This is a genomic window from Sphingomonas sp. IC-56, assembly GCF_021043375.1.
In the GTDB taxonomy this organism is placed as follows: Bacteria; Pseudomonadota; Alphaproteobacteria; order Sphingomonadales; family Sphingomonadaceae; genus Sphingomonas.
This window is the reverse complement of record NZ_JAJNDV010000004.1, coordinates 152,528-168,840: the sequence shown is the minus strand read 5'-3', so window position 1 is coordinate 168,840 and position 16,313 is coordinate 152,528. Positions and strand designations below refer to the sequence as shown.

Genomic DNA, 16,313 nt, shown 5'->3' with positions numbered 1-16,313 from the left:
GCGCCGCCGCGCCTAGCCGGCGATGAGCAGGCCGTGACGCTTCTTGCCGAAGCTCAGCTTGTTCTGGCCCGACACGGTGATCGTCGCGGCGGGATCGGACACGGGCTGGTCGTCCAGGCGGATCGCGCCCTCGGCGATCTTGCGGCGTGCCTCGCCCTTGGACGCGCACAGGCCAAGCGCCAGCAGCGCGTCCACCACGGCGATGCTGCCGCCCGGCACGGCGTGCGTCGGCAGCGAAGCGCCGGTGGCGCCTTCCTCGAAGGTCTTGCGCGCGGTTTCCGCGGCGAGCGCCGAGGCTTCGATCCCGCGGCACAGCGCAGTGGCTTCATTGGCGAGGATCTTCTTGGCCTCGTTGATCTCGGCGCCTTGAAGCGCCTCGAGCCGGGCGATCTCGTCCAAGGGCAGATCGGTGAACAGGCGCAGGCGCATGCCGACGTCGCGGTCGTCGGTGTTGCGCCAGAACTGCCAGTAATCGAAGTCGGGCAGCTGATCGCGGTTGAGCCAGACGGCGCCACCCACGCTCTTGCCCATCTTGGTGCCGTCCGCGTTGGTCAGCAGCGGCGTGGTGAGGCCGAATACCTGCTGGCCATCGACACGCCGGGCAAGTTCGACGCCGTTGACGATGTTGCCCCATTGGTCCGAGCCGCCCATCTGCAAGCGGCAGCCGGCGCGGCGGCTGAGTTCCAGGAAGTCATAGGCCTGGAGGATCATGTAGTTGAATTCGAGGAAGCTCAGCGACTGCTCGCGGTCGAGGCGCAGCTTGACCGAGTCGAAGCTGAGCATCCGGTTGACCGAGAAATGCTGGCCGATGTCGCGCAGGAACGGGATGTATTCCAGCTTGTCGAGCCATTCGGCATTGTCGAGCAGGATCGCGTCGCTCGGGCCATCGCCGAAGGTCAGGAAGTTCTCGAACACGCGTCGGATCGAGGCGACATTCTGCTGAATGAGATCCTCGGTCAGCAGCTTGCGCGCTTCGTCCTTGAAGCTGGGATCGCCGATCTTGCCGGTGCCGCCGCCCATCAGCACGATGGGCTTGTGCCCTGCGCGCTGGAGCTGGCGCAGCATCATGATCGAGACCAGATGCCCGACATGAAGCGAGGGCGCGGTCGGATCGAAGCCGATATAGCCCGGCACCACCTGTGAGCCGGCAAGGGCGTCGAGGCCCTCCGCATCGGTCAGCTGGTGGATGTACCCACGCTCGGAGAGCAGGCGGAGCAGATCGGACTGGTATTGCGTCATGACGGGCGTCGCATAGCGGCTGCATGCGCGCCCGTCATCCCTGTGGATCAAGCCGGCTGGGACAGTGCCCGGGTCGGCTGATGGATCTCGGGCAGGGGCGCGCGTGCCGCGGCGATCGCGCTGGAGAGCACGATGGCATCCTCCGCAAAGCCGGTCACGGCCTGGCTGCCCTTGCGCATCGCGAGCATGCGGCCGGCAAAGGTCAGGTAGGAAGCGAGAACGGCGGTGGCGCCGGCCACGGCGGCATTGGCGAAGCGTTCACCGCGCGGCGACAGCGCCATGCCCGCAAAGGCGGCGTTGGCGCTGCGGATGATCACGGCAGGCGGGATGATCCGGTCCGGCGCGGTCTTCTGCTTGTCGCCGGCATATTCGTACACTGCTACAGCCGTGGCGCCGAGCGAAACCAGCGGATGCGAAAGGAAGCGAGGCGCGCCATTGTCGGCGGGCAGGGTGCCGGTTCGTGCGGCGTTGGCGACGACCGCAAGCGGCGTCATGGCGCGCGCACCGGCCGTGAGGCCGATCAGGAAAGAGCGAAGCATGGGGCATTGTCTCCTGGAAGCTGTTCGAGGCTAACGGACGAATCGCGCTGGGGCTCCGCCCGTTGCGCCTTCCCTTGGCGCGGCTGCTTTGCTTCAGTGCAGGTCATGACGCTGGCTTCATCCGCAAACCCGCTACGCCGCCAACTGCGCGCGCATCCCGACGCGCCGCCTGGATCGGTGGAGGCCGTTGAGGTCACTGTCATGATGGAGGCGCAGGCAATCGCGCTCACCTATCGCATAGCCTGCCCATCGACAGTCCTGGTGGTTCCAGCGCCTGCCGCGCCGGTGCAGACCGACGGCCTGTGGCAAACGACCTGTCTGGAACTGTTCGTGCGGGCAGGGCCGGAGGCGTATGCGGAATATAATTTCTCACCCTCCGGCGCTTGGGCAGCCTATCGCTTTTCGGGGTACCGCGAGGGGATGGCGCCTGTGCCGCTGGACCATACACCGCAGATCGAGGCGCATGTCGCCGAAGATGCAGTGGTTGTACGTGCCCGCATCCCACTTCCGCCGGTGCTGCCCACCATGGCAAGCCTGACTGCCGTGATTGAGGAAAAGGACGGCACCAAAAGCTATTGGGCGCTTGCCCATCCGGCGGGCAAGCCGGACTTCCATGATGACGCTTGCTTCGTGCTCGAACTCCCGGCAGCGAAGGCTTTATGAACTTCGGCATCGACCGGCTGCTCGCCGAACCCGCGCTCCGCAAACCCCTGGACGGCAAGCGTGTCGCGCTGCTTGCGCACCCTGCTTCGGTAACGAGGGACCTAACCCATTCGCTCGATGCGCTGGTTGCCACTGGGATCAACCTTTCGGCGGTGTTCGGGCCGCAGCACGGGGTGCGCGGGGACCTTCAGGACAACATGATGGAGTCGCCTGACTTCACCGATCCGCGCTACGGCGTGCCGGTGTTCAGCCTGTATGGCGAGGTTCGGCGGCCGACTGCACAGTCGATGGACACGTTCGACGTAATGCTGGTCGACCTGCAGGATGTCGGGTGCCGCATCTATACGTTCGTGACGACGCTGCTTTACGTGCTGGAAGCAGCAGCGGCGCATGGCAAGGAAGTGTGGGTGCTCGACCGGCCCAATCTCGCGGGACGCCCGGTCGAGGGCCTTACCCTGCTGCCGGGCTGGGAAAGCTTTGTCGGCGCGGGGCCGATGCCGATGCGCCACGGCATGACGCTGGGCGAGATGGGGCGCTGGTTTATCGATCACTTCGGCCTCGACGTCGAGTATCACGTGATCGAGATGGAGGGCTGGGCACCCGAGGCTAGGCCTGGGTTTGGCTGGCCGATCGAGCGGCCCTGGATCAACCCGAGCCCCAATGCCGCAAACGTCAACATGGCGCGGGCTTATGCCGGCACGGTTATGCTGGAAGGAACCACGCTGTCCGAGGGGCGCGGCACGACGCGCGCGCTGGAACTGTTCGGCGCGCCTGACATCGACGCGCGGGCGGTGATTGCCGAGATGCAGCGGATGGCGCCCGAATGGACTGCGAGCTGCACCTTGCGCGACATGTGGTTCCAGCCGACCTTCCACAAGCATGTGGGGGCGTTGTGCTCGGGCGTGTTTATCCATGCCGAGGGGCCGGCCTATGATCATGCCGCGTTCCGGCCGTGGCGGCTTCAGGCGTTGGGCTTCAAGGCGATCCGGCGCTTGTACCCCGACTATGCATTGTGGCGCGATTTTCCGTACGAGTATGTGTTCGACAAGCTGGCGATCGACGTGATTAACGGTGGTCCGGGGCTGCGGGAATGGGTGGATGACGCTGCGAGCTCGCCGGGCGACCTGGACGCGCTGACCAAGCCTGATGAAGCAGCGTGGGAAGCGGTGCGGCAGAAGTATCTGATCTACTGATCTTGCCGCAATTGCGCGGCGCAGGCGAACCGCTTAACCACATGGCGATGTTGGCGGGGCTGATTTTTGCAATTGAGGAGGCGAGCGACCGTCCAGGTACGCTTGTCGCGACGCTGCCGTTCGGCGGCATGACGCTGCTCGAATACCAGGTGCGGTTGCTGGTGGGCGCGGGCGCGCAGCAGGTGCTGATTGCGGTGGGACGCGTCACGCCCGCGCTGCTTGCCGCGATCAACCGCGCGTCGCGGCGTGATATCGCCGTGGATGTGGTGCGATCGGCCGAGGAAGCCGCGGAGAAGATGGCGCCGGGCACGCGCGTGCTGGTGCTGGCCGACGGGTTGGTAACGACCGATCCGGTGATCGACCGGATGGGCAGCGAAGGCCCGGAGGCGCTGCTGGTCACCGACCAGGCCGATTCGCCCGCGGCAATCGAGCGGCTCGACATGCGCGACTGCTGGGCGGGGATGGCCCGTATTTCCTTAGCGCAGCTCAAGAAGATCGCCGAGATGCCGGAGGATTACGACTTCCAATCCGCCTTGCTGCGCGTGGCGGCGCAGTCGGGCGCCCAGCATGTGCCGCTGACCAGCGGCTGGCTGCGCGGCGGCCATGCCGTGGAGCGCAGCGCCGAGGGACTGGCCGCGCGCAACACCGGCGTGCTTGCGGCGCTGAGCGAGCGGCGGGACGACTGGGCGGATCGCTGGATATTCACGCGAATCGCCCGGCTGGCGCTGCCCGAACTGGTTTCGCGTAACGTGCCCGACTGGGGTCCGCTGGTGGCGGGCGGCGTGCTGGGAGTGATGGCGCTGGTGGCGCTGGGCGCAGCGTGGACGGGCACCGGCTTGATTGTCGCATTGCTGTCGGCGGCGGCGCTGACCACCGCCGCATCGCTGACGACGCTGCGTGGCGAGGATCGCCGGTCGCAGATGTTGGAATGGGCGATGCTGGGCTTGTTTGGGGGCGTGGCGCTGGTCGCAGGCTGGATCGAGCAGACGCTGCTCGACTCGGCAACGCCGATGGTGCTGGCGATGGTCGCGCTTGCCGCGCAGGCGCTGGTGGAGCGGGCGCCTTCACGGCCGCGGCGCTGGTGGGCGAGCCCGTCGGCGCATCTGCTGCTGCTGACGCCGTTTGCGTTGGCCGGATGGGTGGGGATCGGGTTCGGCCTGTCGGCCCTGTATGCCTTTGGCACACTGGCCGCCGCGGTCGAAGCAACGCGCGAAAAAGCTTAGTCTCGTCTTAATCATGGCTCTGCTAGATCCGAGCCGATGTCGGATCGACTGCACGACACGCGCCATGGTTTGGCCATGGACGCCGAGAAGCTGCTGGCTCGCGCCGCGGCAGCGGAGGCGCGCGCCTCGCGCAGCCTGACGCTGGCGATGGATGACTTCTTTTTGCCCGAAGCGGTGCGGCTGGGCGAGCGGCTGCGATCCGAACTGGCGCTGCTGGTAGAGGGGGTGATTGGCCGGATCGAGGCGGAGCTTCGCGATAGTGGCCGGCGCATCCTGGTCGGGCGGGGCGAGACCAATCTGGCGGCGGCATTGGACCAGCCGATCGGCGCGGTACATGCGCGACTGTGCGAATCAGGGCTGCTGCGCGATCCCGAACTCATGGCGGAGCTGATCGCGCGCGTGCGACAGGAAGCGCTCGGCGCGGCGCTGCCGATGCAGGCGCCGGACGATCCTGAGCAGCCCAGCCTTCTCAATCGGTTCGCGCAGCATTCCGACCGCTTGCTGGCCAATGGCGCAGTAGCGCTGCTGATGGCAGAGAGCCGCCGGCGTGGCGCGAGCGGCACAGGCGATTTGCCTGCGGAACTTCAGCACCGGCTTACCTGGTGGGTGGCGGCAACAATCCGCCAGACCGCACATGTAGCAGCGAGCGACGGTGTCGTGCTGGACCGCGTGCTCTCCGACGCGGCGTTGCGCAGTCTGGCGAATCAAGACGAGGGCGATCGGCTGGAGAGCGCGGCTATGCGCTTCGCGGTGGCGCTGGACGCACCGCCGGAGGAACTGGGCGCGTTGTTGATCGAAGCACTGGGTGATGGGCGCGTGGCGCTGTTCACTGCCATCCTTGCGCATGCGCTGGGGGTGAGTTTCACGATCGGGCGGGACCTGGTGCTGGATCCTGCGGGGGAGCGGCTCTGGGTTGCTTTACGGGCGCTGGACGTGCCGCGCGGTGCGGTCGCGCAGATCGGCTATGCGTTGTGCGAGGCGGATGCGCGGCGTGACCTGGAGCAGTTCGCGGACATGCTCGACGATATCATGGCGCTTGATCCCGCTGAGGCGAGAGGCGCCATGGCAGCCCTGAAACTCCACCCGGATTATCGGGCAGCGATCCTGGCCCTTACCCTTGCGGGTGCGGCGTGAGAGCGGCGGAGCCCATGGCGATGGTTGCGATCGCACGGCTGGATTCAGCGGGTCGCCTGCTCGACGCCGAGATGCGGCTTGCCGAACTGAACGAGCGTGCTGGCGGCCGAGTCGGGGCGCCCTTGGCTATTCCGCAGGTTGCAGCACTGGCGCGGCTGGCGCAGCGGCTGGGCATCGCGATTTCCCGCAACGTGGTTGCGGCCGACGGCGAAGACGACGTCGAGCTGTGGGTCCGTGCCGAGCCGGAGGTCGGCAGTGTGCGACTGGAAGTCAGCGGCTGGCGTGCGCGTCCAAGCTGGCGGGGGCCGGCGAACGAGCCGGACCGGGAAGGCGACTTTCTCCGTTCAGCAGCCGACTGGCTGTGGGAGACCGACGCCGCGCTGCGCATCACCTTTATCTCCACCGAAGCGGGTGCACGGTACGGCTTCGAAGTCGGCATGATGCTGGGCCAGCCGATCACGCGCCTGTTCAGCCTGGCTCAGGACGAAAGCGGCAACCTGCCGATCCTGAACGCCGTGGCGGCGCAGGCGCGCTTCCAAGGGCAGGAAGCCGAACTGCGCGGGACCGGGCGCATGGTCCGGCTTGAAGCCGCGCCGCGCACCGACCCGGCGGGACGCTTTGCCGGCTTCATTGGTGCTGCCTACATGCTCGGCAGCGACGACGTGGAGGCACCCGAACCGGACGCACCACTGCCGACGCCAGGGCCATTCGGCGGCTTTCCGGACTCGTTCAGCCAGCGGCTGGACCGCGCGCTGCGCGAGCCGCTGGGGCGGATCATCGCCAATGCGGACAGCATCAGCGCCCAGACCGAAGGGCCGCTAAAAGCCGATTATGCGGAATATGCCGGCGATATCGCCAGTGCTGGGCGTCATCTGCTCGGCCTGGTCGAGGATCTGGTCGACCTTCAGGCTATCGAGCGCGCCGACTTTACGATCGCGCCTGAGCCGCTGGACCTGGCCGATGTCGCCCGCCGCGCTGCCGGGTTGCTGACGGTTCGGGCCCAGCAATGCGACGTACGGATCGACAAGCCTGCGCTTGACGAGCGGTTGCCAGTCACCGGCGAGTTCCGCCGTGCGCTCCAGGTGCTGGTGAACTTGATTGGCAATGCCGTGCGCTATTCGCCGAGCGGGAGCATGGTGTGGATCCGGCTGGAGCGGGAAGAAGGCTTTGGCCATGTGATTGTCGCCGACCAGGGCAAGGGCATCGCGCCGGAAGACCAGAAGCGGATCTTCGACAAGTTCACGCGGATCGACACGAGCGAGCCGGGCGGAAGCGGACTGGGGCTGTACATCGCGCGGCGGCTGGCGCGGGCGATGGGCGGTGACCTGACTGTGGACAGCGCTCCCGGCATGGGGGCGCGGTTCGTCTTCACGCTGCCACTGCGCCGCGAAGCGTTCGGCGGCGAGGACTAACGGCCCCCGGCGGTGCGCTAATCAAACAAGAGCGGCCGGGCGCATGTGCCCGACCGCTCCGAGTTCTACATCACCAGCAGATTTTTAGCGGCGGGCGCAGACGGTCACCGGGCGGCCGCGACGCCATTCGTTCCAGCACGGGCGATGCGAGCGGTTATAGCGGCTGCGGTTGTAGCGGCGGCGATCCCAGCCGCGGCGGCGGTCACGGCGGTCCCAGCGCCGATCGTCACGGCCCCAGCGATCCCCATCGCGATAGTGCTGGATGTTGCTGACGGCGCTGGCCGCCAGGAAGGTCGACGCGCTTGCGGCCCCGGTTGCGGTGATGGGTGCGGCGGCAGCGGGTGCAGAACCGGCCGCGACTCCGGCAACTGCCAAGGCCGCAGCGGCAATGATCTTTGCGAACTTCATCTTCCGTCTCCTCTTTCTTGCGATGAGAGGACGCTAACCGGGCCTGCAATACGCGAAGCTGAACTGGTCCGTAGGCTGAGGTTAAGTTAACGGCCCCGGACACGCCGGGGCCGAACTAGCTCAGCGCTGGCCGACCGGCACGTAGTCGCGCTGCGTCGGGCCGGTGTAGAGCTGACGCGGACGGCCAATCTTCTGCTCCGGATCGGAGATCATCTCGTTCCACTGCGCGACCCAGCCGACGGTGCGGGCGAGCGCGAACAGCGCAGTGAACATGGTCGTCGGGAAGCCGATCGCCGAAAGGATGACGCCCGAATAGAAGTCGACGTTCGGGAACAGCTTCTTCTCGATGAAGTAGTCGTCCTTGAGCGCGAGCTCCTCGAGCTGGAGCGCGACTTCGAACACGGGATCGTTGACGCCGAGCGACTCGAACACTTCGCGCACGGTCTTCTGCATCACAGTCGCGCGCGGATCGTAGTTCTTGTACACACGGTGACCGAAGCCCATCAGGCGGAACGGGTCGTTCTTGTCCTTGGCGCGCGCGAGGAACTCAGGGATGCGCTCCGGACGGCCGATTTCCTGCAGCATGTTGAGCGCGGCTTCGTTGGCGCCGCCATGCGCCGGGCCCCACAGGCAGGCAATGCCGGCCGCGATGCATGCGAAGGGATTGGCGCCGGACGAACCGGCGAGGCGCACGGTCGAAGTCGAGGCGTTCTGCTCGTGATCGGCATGGAGGATGAAGATGCGGTCGAGCGCCTTTTCCACCACCGGGTTCACGACATATTCCTCAGCCGGAACGCCGAAGGTCATGCGCAGGAAGTTGCCGGTGTAGGACAGCGAGTTGTCCGGATACAGGAAGGGCTGACCCACGCTGTACTTGTAGGCCATCGCTGCGATCGTCGGCATCTTGGCGATCAGGCGGTGCGACGCGATCATGCGCTGCTGCGGATCGGTGATGTCAGTCGAATCGTGGTAGAAGGCCGACAGCGCGCCGGCGACGCCACACATCACCGCCATGGGGTGCGCGTCGCGACGGAAGCCACGGTAGAAGGTCGCAAGCTGCTCGTGCAGCATGGTGTGGCGCGTGATCGTGGTGTTGAACTTGGTGAGCTCGTCCTGGTTCGGCAGCTCGCCGTTCAGCAGCAGATAGGCGACTTCCATGAAGCTGGACTGCTCGGCCAGCTGGCCGATGGGGTAGCCGCGGTGGAGCAGCACGCCCTGATCGCCATCGATATAGGTCAGGCCGGATTCACACGACGCCGTGGAGGTGAAGCCAGGATCGTAGGTGAAGGTGCCGGTCTGTGCATACAGCTTGCGGATGTCGACGACGTCCGGGCCGACGCTGCCTGACAGCACCGGATATTGGACATCTTTCCCCGCCACGTTCAGCTTCGCGGTGTCGCTCATAATCGTCGTCCTTATCTGACCCAATCAGGTTTTATTTAATCTGGTCGGCAATGCGGCCGAGGCTTTCTTCGCGTCCCAACAACGTCAGAACGTCAAAGATGCCCGGAGAGGTTCGTCGGCCTGTCAGCGCGGCGCGCAGGGGCTGTGCGGTTGCGCCGAGCTTCACGCCGGCATCCTCGGCAACCCTGCGCACCGCGGCGTCCAGCGTTTCAGAATCCCAGCTGGTTGCGGCTTCGAGTGCGGCATGCAACTTGACCAGCATGGTGCGCGCGTCACCTTCGAGCAGCGCGGCGGCGCCTTGGTCGATCTCCAGCGGGCGAATGCGGAACAGGAAGGCCGCGCCGTCGGCGAGTTCGAGCAGATTGGCGGCGCGTGGCTTGAGCACGGCCATGGCCGAGACCAGCAGGGCGTGCTGGGCGTCGCTGAGCGCGAAACCGAGACGCGGCGCAACCAGATCGGCCAGCATGGCATCATCGGCGGCGCGGATATAATGGCCGTTTAGGTTTTCGAGCTTCTTCAGGTCGAAACGCGAAGGAGACTTGCCCACGCCGGCGAGGTCGAACCACTCGATCGCCTGATCACGGCTGATGATCTCGTCGTCGCCGTGGCCCCAGCCGAGGCGGAGGAGATAGTTGGAAAGAGCCTCGGGCAGGATGCCCAGATCGTCGCGATACGCGTCGACGCCGAGCGCGCCGTGGCGCTTGGACAGCTTGGCGCCGTCCGATCCATGGATCAGCGGGATATGCGCATAGCGCGGCTCCGGCCATTCCATCGCGCGATAGATCGGCAACTGGCGGAAGGCGTTGTTGAGATGGTCATCGCCGCGGATCACATGGGTGACGCCCATGTCGTGATCGTCGACCACGACTGCGAGCATATAGGTCGGCGTGCCGTCGGAGCGGAGCAGGACCATGTCGTCGAGCTCGGCATTGTTGACGGTCACCGAGCCCTGGACGAGATCTTCGATCGTGACGCTGCCCTCGCGCGGCGCCTTCAAGCGGACGACGAACGGAGCGCCATCGGGAGCCTCGCTCTCGGCGCGATCGCGCCAGCGGCCGTCATAGCGCAGCGGCTGCTTGTTCGCGCGCTGCTCGGCGCGCATCGCTTCCAGCTCTTCGGCGGTAGCGAAGCACTTATAGGCGTGGCCGCGGGCGAGCAGTTCGCGCGCAACTTCGGCGTGCCGCTCGGCGCGGGCGAACTGGTAGACCTCGTCGCCATCCCAATCGAGCCCGAGCCAGCGCATCCCGTCGAGGATCGCCTCGATGGCGGGCTGAGTCGAACGGGCGCGATCGGTATCCTCGATCCGCAGCAGGAACTTGCCGCCATGGTGGCGGGCGAACAGCAGGTTGAACAGCGCAGTGCGCGCGCCGCCGATGTGCAGGAACCCGGTGGGCGAAGGTGCAAAGCGCGTGATGACGCGGTCAGCGGCAGTATCAGATGTTGCGCTCAACCGCGCGTGCTCCCAGACTTGAAAACCGATGGCCAGATCAGCCGCCGACGCCCCTAGCACGGGGTTGCCGCGCCTTCAAATGGGTGCCCCGGCGGCGTTTCGCCAGTGTTTCGGCGCGTTGGAACACTGGCTGGAAGCAGAGCGCGAACACTTGGTGCTGTGGGTGCCGGTTATGCTTGGGGCGGGCATCACGGCGTGGTTCGCGCTGCCCGATCCGGCGCGATGGAGGGCATTCATCCTGGCGAGCAGCGCGGTGGGGCTGCTGGGGGTGGCGGTGACGCGTACCGCGCGCGCGGGCCAGTTGCTGGCGATTGCGGGGCTGGCGATGGCGTTGGGATGCGCGCTGGTGTGGTGGCGGGCGGAGCGAGTCGCGGCGCCGGTACTTGCGCGGCCCGCGGTTGTAGCGCTGCAAGGGCGGGTCGAGCGCGTCGAGTCGTTGCCGGCGCGCGAACTGGTGCGCATTACCCTGGCGTCCGTAGCAGGCAGCGGGCTGCCGCCGCGTGTTCGCGTGAATGTTGCCGAGGCTGATCTGAAGCCGGGCTTGGTTCGTGGTGCGACGATCCGGCTGCGCGCGCGGCTGATGCCACCGCCCGCGCCTTCGGTTCCGGGCGCGTATGACTTTTCGCGAGTGGCATGGTTTGCCGGACTCGGGGCGACCGGCAGGGGTTTCGCGCCCATCGAGATCGTAACACTGGCCAAGGGTGAGGGCGCCGGTCTGCGCGAGCGGCTTTCGACGCACATTCAATCACGAATCGGGGGCAGCGCGGGCGGCATTGCCAGTGCGCTGGCGACTGGCGACCGCGGCGCTATTTCCGAAGAAGACTCCGAAGCGATGCAACGCTCGGGACTTGCGCATTTGCTGTCGGTGAGCGGGCTCCACGTGACGGCGGTCACGGCAGCGGCGATGTTCGTCATGCTCCGGCTGCTGGCGCTCAGTCCGACGCTGGCGCTACGCTGGCGATTGCCGATGGTGGCGGCTGGCGCGGGAGCGTTGGCCGCAGTCGGATACACGTTGCTGACCGGGGCGGAGGTGCCGACGATCCGTTCGTGCGCCGCTGCGCTTCTGGTGCTGCTGGCGCTGAGCCTTGGGCGCGAGGCGATCACCTTAAGGCTGGTGGGGGCGGGGGCACTGATGGTGCTGCTGGTCTGGCCTGAGTCGCTGGCAGGTCCCAGCTTTCAGCTGAGCTTTGCGGCGGTCACGGCGATTGTCGCGCTGCATGAAAGCCCACGGCTGCGGGCGTTGTTTACCAAGCGAGAGGAGAGCGGCGCTCGGCGGCTCATGCGTAACCTTGGCTCGCTGCTTCTGACGGGGATCGCCGTTGAGTTGACGCTGATGCCGATCGCATTGTTCCACTTCCACGAAGCCGGCATTTACGGCGCGCTGGCCAACATCGTTGCCATTCCGCTCACCACCTTCGTCATCATGCCTCTGGAAGCGCTCGCGCTCGTGCTGGATCTTGCCGGCCTGGGCTGGCCGGCATGGTGGCTGACGAGCCAAGCGCTCGAGCTGCTGCTGAGCCTTGCCCATGCCGCGGCCTCCGCGCCGGGATCGGTGGCTGCTCTGCCGACCATGCCGGGAGGTGCTTACGCGGCGATCGTCGCTGGTGGTTTGTGGTTGGCACTTTGGCGGACCAAGATCAGGCTGGCGGGGCTGGTGCCGGCCGCGCTGGGGTTGGGCTGGGCGCTGCTTACCCCGGCTCCGGACCTGCTGGTTACCGGCGACGGGCGGCATCTGGCGGTGCGGCTGGCGAATGGATCGATGGCGGTGCTGCGCGACCGTGCGGGCGACTATACGCGCTCGATGCTCAGCGAGAATAGCGGCGCGGGTGACGAACTCGCGCTGCTCGCCGAAGCGCCCGAGGCGCGTTGCAGCGCCGATCTGTGCCTGGTCGATATGCAGGAAGGCGGGCAGCGCTGGCGCGTGGCGGCGACGCGCAGCGGCTATCTGGTCCCCTGGCGCGACATGATGAAGGTATGTGCAGCGTCCGATATCGTCGTGAGCGAGCGGCGGCTGCCTCCGGGCTGCCGCCCACGCTGGCTGAAGCTCGACCGCGACTTGCTGCGGCAGACCGGCGGGGTGGCGATCGAGCTACGCTCCCGCAACATCCGCACGGTTCGCGATGGCGGCGCGCACCCGTGGAAGACGCCGCCGACCATTCAACCGCCGCGAACGCCTCAGTAGCGTCGCAGCAATCCAGCAAGCCGTCCCTGCACGCGCACCTGATCAGGGCGGTAGCGCTGGGCATCATAGGAGCGATTGGCGGGATCGAGCCGGACCATCGCCCCTTCCTTGCGAAAATATTTCAGCGTCGCTTCGGCATCGTCGATCAGGGCAACCACGATCTCGCCATCGCGCGCGGACTCGGTGCGGCGGATCAGGGCATAGTCGCCGTCGAGGATGCCGGCTTCGACCATCGAATCGCCGGCAACTTCGAGCGCGTAATGCTCGCCGGCGCCGAGCAGGGCGGCGGGGACCGGGAGCATGGTGGCACCTTCGAGCGCTTCGATGGGCGTGCCGGCGGCGATGCGACCGTGCAGCGGGATTTCTACCACGTCATTCGCCGCAGCAGGCAACGAGGTGGACGACGCCGGGGATGCGGGCGCCTTCTTTCGCGCGGCGGTCTCAGCTTTGCGTTCGGGCATGCGCAGCACTTCGAGCGCGCGGGCGCGGTTGGGGAGGCGGCGGATGAACTCGCGTTCTTCCAGGGCACTGATAAGACGGTGAACCCCGCTCTTGGACTTCAGGTCCAGCGCTTCCTTCATCTCCTCGAACGACGGCGAGACGCCGGTTTCGTTGAGGCGATCGGCGATGAAGCAGATGAGCTCGTGCTGCTTGCGCGTGAGCATCGGGAAGTCCTCCGGGTCCAGAACATACACGGAACGTTTATGCAATGTTCCTCGAAATTGTCAAGCGAGGTTGAGGATTTCCACCGAGTCGCCGATTTTTCCAGCCCGCGCATGGGGTTGGCGCAAAATCAGACATTGTGCACGTGCCAGGGTCCGCAGCATCGAACTGTCCTGGATCGTGGAGGCGTAGGCATAGCCTTCGCGCAACTCGGCCCGCAGATAGTCGGTGCGCTCGCCATTGGCGGCAAGCGGTTCGCCCAGCACCGCTATGCTCGTGCGCGGCAGCGGGTCGGACGCGCCGGCGAGGTGCGCGACGAGCGGGCGGACGAACAGGATCGCAGTGACGAAGGCGGAGACCGGGTTGCCGGGCAGCCCGGTCACGAGCGTGCGACCAAGCCTGCCCGCCATCACCGGCTTGCCGGGACGCAGTGCCACGCGCCAGAAGTCCATCTGTGCCCCCACCGCCTTGAGCGCCGGCTGGACGAGATCATGGTCGCCGACCGAGGCGCCGCCGCTGGTGACGAGCAGGTCCGCGTCCAGATCGGTAAAGGCGGCCTCCAACACGTCCTGGCGATCGGGAAGGATGCCGAGGTCGAGTATGTCGACGGGGAGATCGGCGAGCTGCGCGGCGAGCATCAGCCGGTTGGTTTCGGGCAGCTTCGCCTCGCCGACCGGAGCGCCGGCCGGCACGAGTTCGTCACCGGTTGCGGCAATCGCCACGCGGACGCGGCGGCGGACCGGGAGAGTGGCGTGGCCCGCGGTGCCGGCCAGGGCAAGACAGGCGGCTCTGAGGCGGGTGCCCGCCTGGAGCAGCAGTTCGCCTTCGGAAAAGTCGAGGCCGCGCCGGCGGACGTTGCGGCCGAGACAAGGCGGGCCTTCGCCGTCGAGCAACAAGGTGGCGCCGTCACGCGCGGCTTCTTCCTGGACCAGCACGGTGTCGGTGCCGGGGGGAAGCGGCGCGCCGGTGAAGATGCGGACCGCCTCGCCCGTGCCGACCTCCCCCGGGTGGGCGCGTCCAGCGGCGCTTTCGCCGACGACCCGCCAAGGGCCCGGCAGGTCGGCGAAGCGCAGCGCGTAGCCGTCCATTGCGGAGAGGTCGGCGGACGGTTGGGTGCGGCGGGCGAGGAGGTCCTCGGCAAGCCAGCGGTTGTGGGCCTGGGCTAGTGGGACCTGCTCTGCGGTGACCGGCTCGGCCAGGGCGAGGAGGCGAGCTTGAGCTTCGGCGACGGGGAGGAGCGGGCGCATGCCCTGCCTTCGTGCAAACTGGGCAGGGTGTGCAAGGCCTTGGGCTTGCCGGGCACCTTGCGCGCGGTCGGCCGAGTGGCCCGTGCGGCGGTTTCCACCTTGGGTGGGCACCGGGGCGGCGTTGAGGCGTTCCTCCCCTCGAACAGGCGCATACCGCGCTGCGACGGAGGATTAAACCATGACCGAAACGACCGTTATCCCGACGAACACCACGACTGCGGCGCCGACGTCGAACAAGAAGACGGCGCTGACCGATGCCTTTCGTGAGCATTTCTCCGGCGACGCGCCGATCACCGACAAAGCAAAGAGCTTTGCCAAGGCGCGGCCCTGGACGAGTGCCGCGTTCGTTGGTGTGGCGGCTGTGGCCGTGCTGAACACCCTGCGCGGCGTGCGCGGCTGAGTTTTTGCAGGCCGGTGCCCTTGGGCGCCGGCCTCGCTGTTGCGGCAGCACTTGGCTGCTCACAGTGGCCGGGCTCGGTTGCGATGCCCTAGAGAGGGCCGCTTGTAAGCATTCGCCTTCTTCTCCCCCTCTGGGAGGATAGTGGCTACGAAATCGGGCGCCGGCCGGTGATCGCGCCGAGATCGCTCGGACGGAGCGGCATGCGGAATTGGCAGAGGATGCGGCCCGGGATCGTTTCGATCACCGAGGCGGGGCCGCCGCCGATCTCGGGCAGTGCCACCCACAGCTGCGCGCCGGGCAGAAGGTGCGCGCGGGTTTCCAGTTCGACAAGTTGGGCGGTCAGACCGCGGACGCGTGCGTTCCACCAGCGTACGCCCTCGCGAACGCGGGCGGGCGCATCGAGGCGGATGGCGTGCCTGTCGGGGATCATGCCCTCGGCTTCGGCCTCGACAGTCCTTGGCGGCGTGCCCGCCAGTGCAGCCTGTTGCACGCCGCGCAGCCAGGGCATCAGCGTCTGCCAGCCGAGATCCTCGTCAAAGGCGATGCCGGCCTGTCTTTCGCGCGCCCAGCGGACGACTCCGTTAAGCGGTCGAAGGCCGTCCAGGGTGAGTTGGACATGGTCGTCCCGTTTCAGGTCCAGCGTGCTGTCGATGCCCAGACCGCCCTGAGAGATGTTGCGCGTACCGCCATGCCACACACGGCCGTCATGACGTATGGCGACGGTCTGGCGCAGCTCGACACGCGGCATGTGTCGGCGGTCGGCAGGCAGCGCGGCGAGGTTGCGGGCGATGGTGCCGATCACGTCGATCGGCTGGTCGAACAGGATGCCGGCCTCACCATCGGTTACCCACTCCATCCGGCCGGGGATGCCCTGGCCGTTGGACAATTCCAACGTGATGGTGTCACCAGGAGCGAGATCGGCGGACAGGCAGAGCGTGGCGCCGACCGTGGTCAGCTTTTCCAGCGAGCAGGCAAATTGCCCTTCGGGCGCGATCAGCAAAGCGGCGTCGAAAGCGGTATGCGCTTCGCGCATGTCCGCGAACGCCCGGGGCGGATCGGCCGCGAGGCTGAACACGGTTCCGGACCTGACAGGCTGCATGACTCGGGATTCTTCCACTGGGTCCTTCACGGGCCAGATCTAGTCCCGGGTATTGAA

General features: G+C 66.9%; 15 protein-coding genes. 7 read left to right on the top strand and 8 right to left on the bottom strand.

Annotated elements, in window-relative coordinates:
• Nucleotides 1–12: 12 nt before the first annotated feature.
• Together tyrS and LQ953_RS07445 are read right to left on the bottom strand one after the other, a co-directional pair.
• A complete protein-coding gene (gene tyrS / locus LQ953_RS07450) occupies nucleotides 13–1,239 on the bottom strand; it encodes a tyrosine--tRNA ligase (protein ID WP_231030093.1) in 1,227 nt (408 codons plus the stop codon).
• Between the two features lie 47 nt (nucleotides 1,240–1,286).
• A complete protein-coding gene (locus LQ953_RS07445) occupies nucleotides 1,287–1,778 on the bottom strand; it encodes a DUF4126 domain-containing protein (RefSeq protein ID WP_231030092.1) in 492 nt (163 codons plus the stop codon).
• A 105-nt stretch (nucleotides 1,779–1,883) separates the two neighbouring features.
• On the opposite strand from LQ953_RS07445, the gene LQ953_RS07440 reads away from it, so the two are divergent.
• The 5 genes from LQ953_RS07440 to LQ953_RS07420 are packed head-to-tail and all read left to right on the top strand — an operon-like array spanning nucleotide 1,884 to nucleotide 7,403.
• Nucleotides 1,884–2,441, top strand: coding sequence for a DOMON-like domain-containing protein (locus LQ953_RS07440; RefSeq protein WP_231030091.1), 558 nt, complete (start codon nucleotides 1,884–1,886; stop codon nucleotides 2,439–2,441).
• Nucleotides 2,438–3,634, top strand: coding sequence for an exo-beta-N-acetylmuramidase NamZ family protein (locus LQ953_RS07435; RefSeq protein WP_231030090.1), 1,197 nt, complete (start codon nucleotides 2,438–2,440; stop codon nucleotides 3,632–3,634). Before LQ953_RS07440 ends, LQ953_RS07435 begins: the two co-directional genes overlap by 4 nt.
• A gap of 41 nt (nucleotides 3,635–3,675) precedes the next feature.
• Complete coding sequence (locus LQ953_RS07430; RefSeq protein ID WP_231030089.1) at nucleotides 3,676–4,857, top strand: hypothetical protein; 1,182 nt, start codon at nucleotides 3,676–3,678, stop codon at nucleotides 4,855–4,857.
• Between the two features lie 36 nt (nucleotides 4,858–4,893).
• Nucleotides 4,894–5,991: a DUF2336 domain-containing protein gene (locus LQ953_RS07425; RefSeq protein WP_231030088.1), complete on the top strand. Its 1,098-nt coding sequence runs from the start codon at nucleotides 4,894–4,896 to the stop codon at nucleotides 5,989–5,991.
• A 14-nt stretch (nucleotides 5,992–6,005) separates the two neighbouring features.
• Nucleotides 6,006–7,403 (top strand): sensor histidine kinase, encoded by a 1,398-nt coding sequence (locus LQ953_RS07420; protein ID WP_231030087.1) that lies wholly within the window; start codon nucleotides 6,006–6,008, stop codon nucleotides 7,401–7,403.
• An 84-nt stretch (nucleotides 7,404–7,487) separates the two neighbouring features.
• On the opposite strand, the gene LQ953_RS07415 is transcribed toward LQ953_RS07420, so the two are convergent.
• From LQ953_RS07415 to gltX, 3 genes are all read right to left on the bottom strand, one after another.
• Nucleotides 7,488–7,811 carry a hypothetical protein gene (locus LQ953_RS07415; protein WP_231030086.1) on the bottom strand — a complete coding sequence of 108 codons (324 nt, stop codon included), beginning with the start codon at nucleotides 7,809–7,811 and terminating at the stop codon, nucleotides 7,488–7,490.
• Between the two features lie 120 nt (nucleotides 7,812–7,931).
• The gene (locus LQ953_RS07410) at nucleotides 7,932–9,215 is read right to left on the bottom strand and encodes a citrate synthase (protein WP_231030085.1); all 1,284 of its coding nucleotides are present in this window, start codon (nucleotides 9,213–9,215) and stop codon (nucleotides 7,932–7,934) included.
• A 31-nt stretch (nucleotides 9,216–9,246) separates the two neighbouring features.
• A complete protein-coding gene (gene gltX / locus LQ953_RS07405; RefSeq protein ID WP_231030084.1) occupies nucleotides 9,247–10,665 on the bottom strand; it encodes a glutamate--tRNA ligase in 1,419 nt (472 codons plus the stop codon).
• 172 nt (nucleotides 10,666–10,837) lie between these two features.
• On the opposite strand from gltX, the gene LQ953_RS07400 reads away from it, so the two are divergent.
• Nucleotides 10,838–12,847 (top strand): ComEC/Rec2 family competence protein, encoded by a 2,010-nt coding sequence (locus tag LQ953_RS07400; protein ID WP_231030227.1) that lies wholly within the window; start codon nucleotides 10,838–10,840, stop codon nucleotides 12,845–12,847.
• Here the strand turns inward: LQ953_RS07400 and lexA are convergent.
• Both lexA and LQ953_RS07390 read right to left on the bottom strand, forming a co-directional pair.
• Nucleotides 12,841–13,512, bottom strand: a complete 672-nt coding sequence (gene lexA, locus LQ953_RS07395; protein ID WP_231030083.1) for a transcriptional repressor LexA — start codon at nucleotides 13,510–13,512, stop codon at nucleotides 12,841–12,843. The genes LQ953_RS07400 and lexA overlap by 7 nt on opposite strands.
• A gap of 60 nt (nucleotides 13,513–13,572) precedes the next feature.
• Nucleotides 13,573–14,757 (bottom strand): molybdopterin molybdotransferase MoeA, encoded by a 1,185-nt coding sequence (locus LQ953_RS07390; protein ID WP_231030082.1) that lies wholly within the window; start codon nucleotides 14,755–14,757, stop codon nucleotides 13,573–13,575.
• Nucleotides 14,758–14,935: 178 nt separating this feature from the next.
• Here LQ953_RS07390 and LQ953_RS07385 point away from each other — a divergent pair, with 178 nt between their 5' ends.
• Entirely contained in the window at nucleotides 14,936–15,157 is a 222-nt protein-coding gene (locus tag LQ953_RS07385) for a hypothetical protein (RefSeq protein WP_231030081.1), read from the top strand.
• A 145-nt stretch (nucleotides 15,158–15,302) separates the two neighbouring features.
• Here LQ953_RS07385 and LQ953_RS07380 read toward each other — a convergent pair whose 3' ends face one another.
• Nucleotides 15,303–16,256, bottom strand: a complete 954-nt coding sequence (locus LQ953_RS07380; RefSeq protein WP_231030080.1) for a PilZ domain-containing protein — start codon at nucleotides 16,254–16,256, stop codon at nucleotides 15,303–15,305.
• Between the last annotated feature and the right edge of the window lie 57 nt (nucleotides 16,257–16,313).

What these genes read in the sequence shown, in the direction of transcription:
- tyrS (WP_231030093.1), bottom strand. Translation starts at nt 1,239, where the DNA reads ATGACGCAATACCAGTCCGATCTGCTCCGCCTGCTCTCCGAGCGTGGG.
- LQ953_RS07445 (WP_231030092.1), bottom strand. Translation starts at nt 1,778, where the DNA reads ATGCTTCGCTCTTTCCTGATCGGCCTCACGGCCGGTGCGCGCGCCATG.
- LQ953_RS07440 (WP_231030091.1), top strand. Translation starts at nt 1,884, where the DNA reads ATGACGCTGGCTTCATCCGCAAACCCGCTACGCCGCCAACTGCGCGCG.
- LQ953_RS07435 (WP_231030090.1), top strand. Translation starts at nt 2,438, where the DNA reads ATGAACTTCGGCATCGACCGGCTGCTCGCCGAACCCGCGCTCCGCAAA.
- LQ953_RS07430 (WP_231030089.1), top strand. Translation starts at nt 3,676, where the DNA reads ATGGCGATGTTGGCGGGGCTGATTTTTGCAATTGAGGAGGCGAGCGAC.
- LQ953_RS07425 (WP_231030088.1), top strand. Translation starts at nt 4,894, where the DNA reads ATGTCGGATCGACTGCACGACACGCGCCATGGTTTGGCCATGGACGCC.
- LQ953_RS07420 (WP_231030087.1), top strand. Translation starts at nt 6,006, where the DNA reads ATGGCGATGGTTGCGATCGCACGGCTGGATTCAGCGGGTCGCCTGCTC.
- LQ953_RS07415 (WP_231030086.1), bottom strand. Translation starts at nt 7,811, where the DNA reads ATGAAGTTCGCAAAGATCATTGCCGCTGCGGCCTTGGCAGTTGCCGGA.
- LQ953_RS07410 (WP_231030085.1), bottom strand. Translation starts at nt 9,215, where the DNA reads ATGAGCGACACCGCGAAGCTGAACGTGGCGGGGAAAGATGTCCAATAT.
- LQ953_RS07400 (WP_231030227.1), top strand. Translation starts at nt 10,838, where the DNA reads ATGCTTGGGGCGGGCATCACGGCGTGGTTCGCGCTGCCCGATCCGGCG.
- lexA (WP_231030083.1), bottom strand. Translation starts at nt 13,512, where the DNA reads ATGCTCACGCGCAAGCAGCACGAGCTCATCTGCTTCATCGCCGATCGC.
- LQ953_RS07390 (WP_231030082.1), bottom strand. Translation starts at nt 14,757, where the DNA reads ATGCGCCCGCTCCTCCCCGTCGCCGAAGCTCAAGCTCGCCTCCTCGCC.
- LQ953_RS07385 (WP_231030081.1), top strand. Translation starts at nt 14,936, where the DNA reads ATGACCGAAACGACCGTTATCCCGACGAACACCACGACTGCGGCGCCG.
- LQ953_RS07380 (WP_231030080.1), bottom strand. Translation starts at nt 16,256, where the DNA reads ATGCAGCCTGTCAGGTCCGGAACCGTGTTCAGCCTCGCGGCCGATCCG.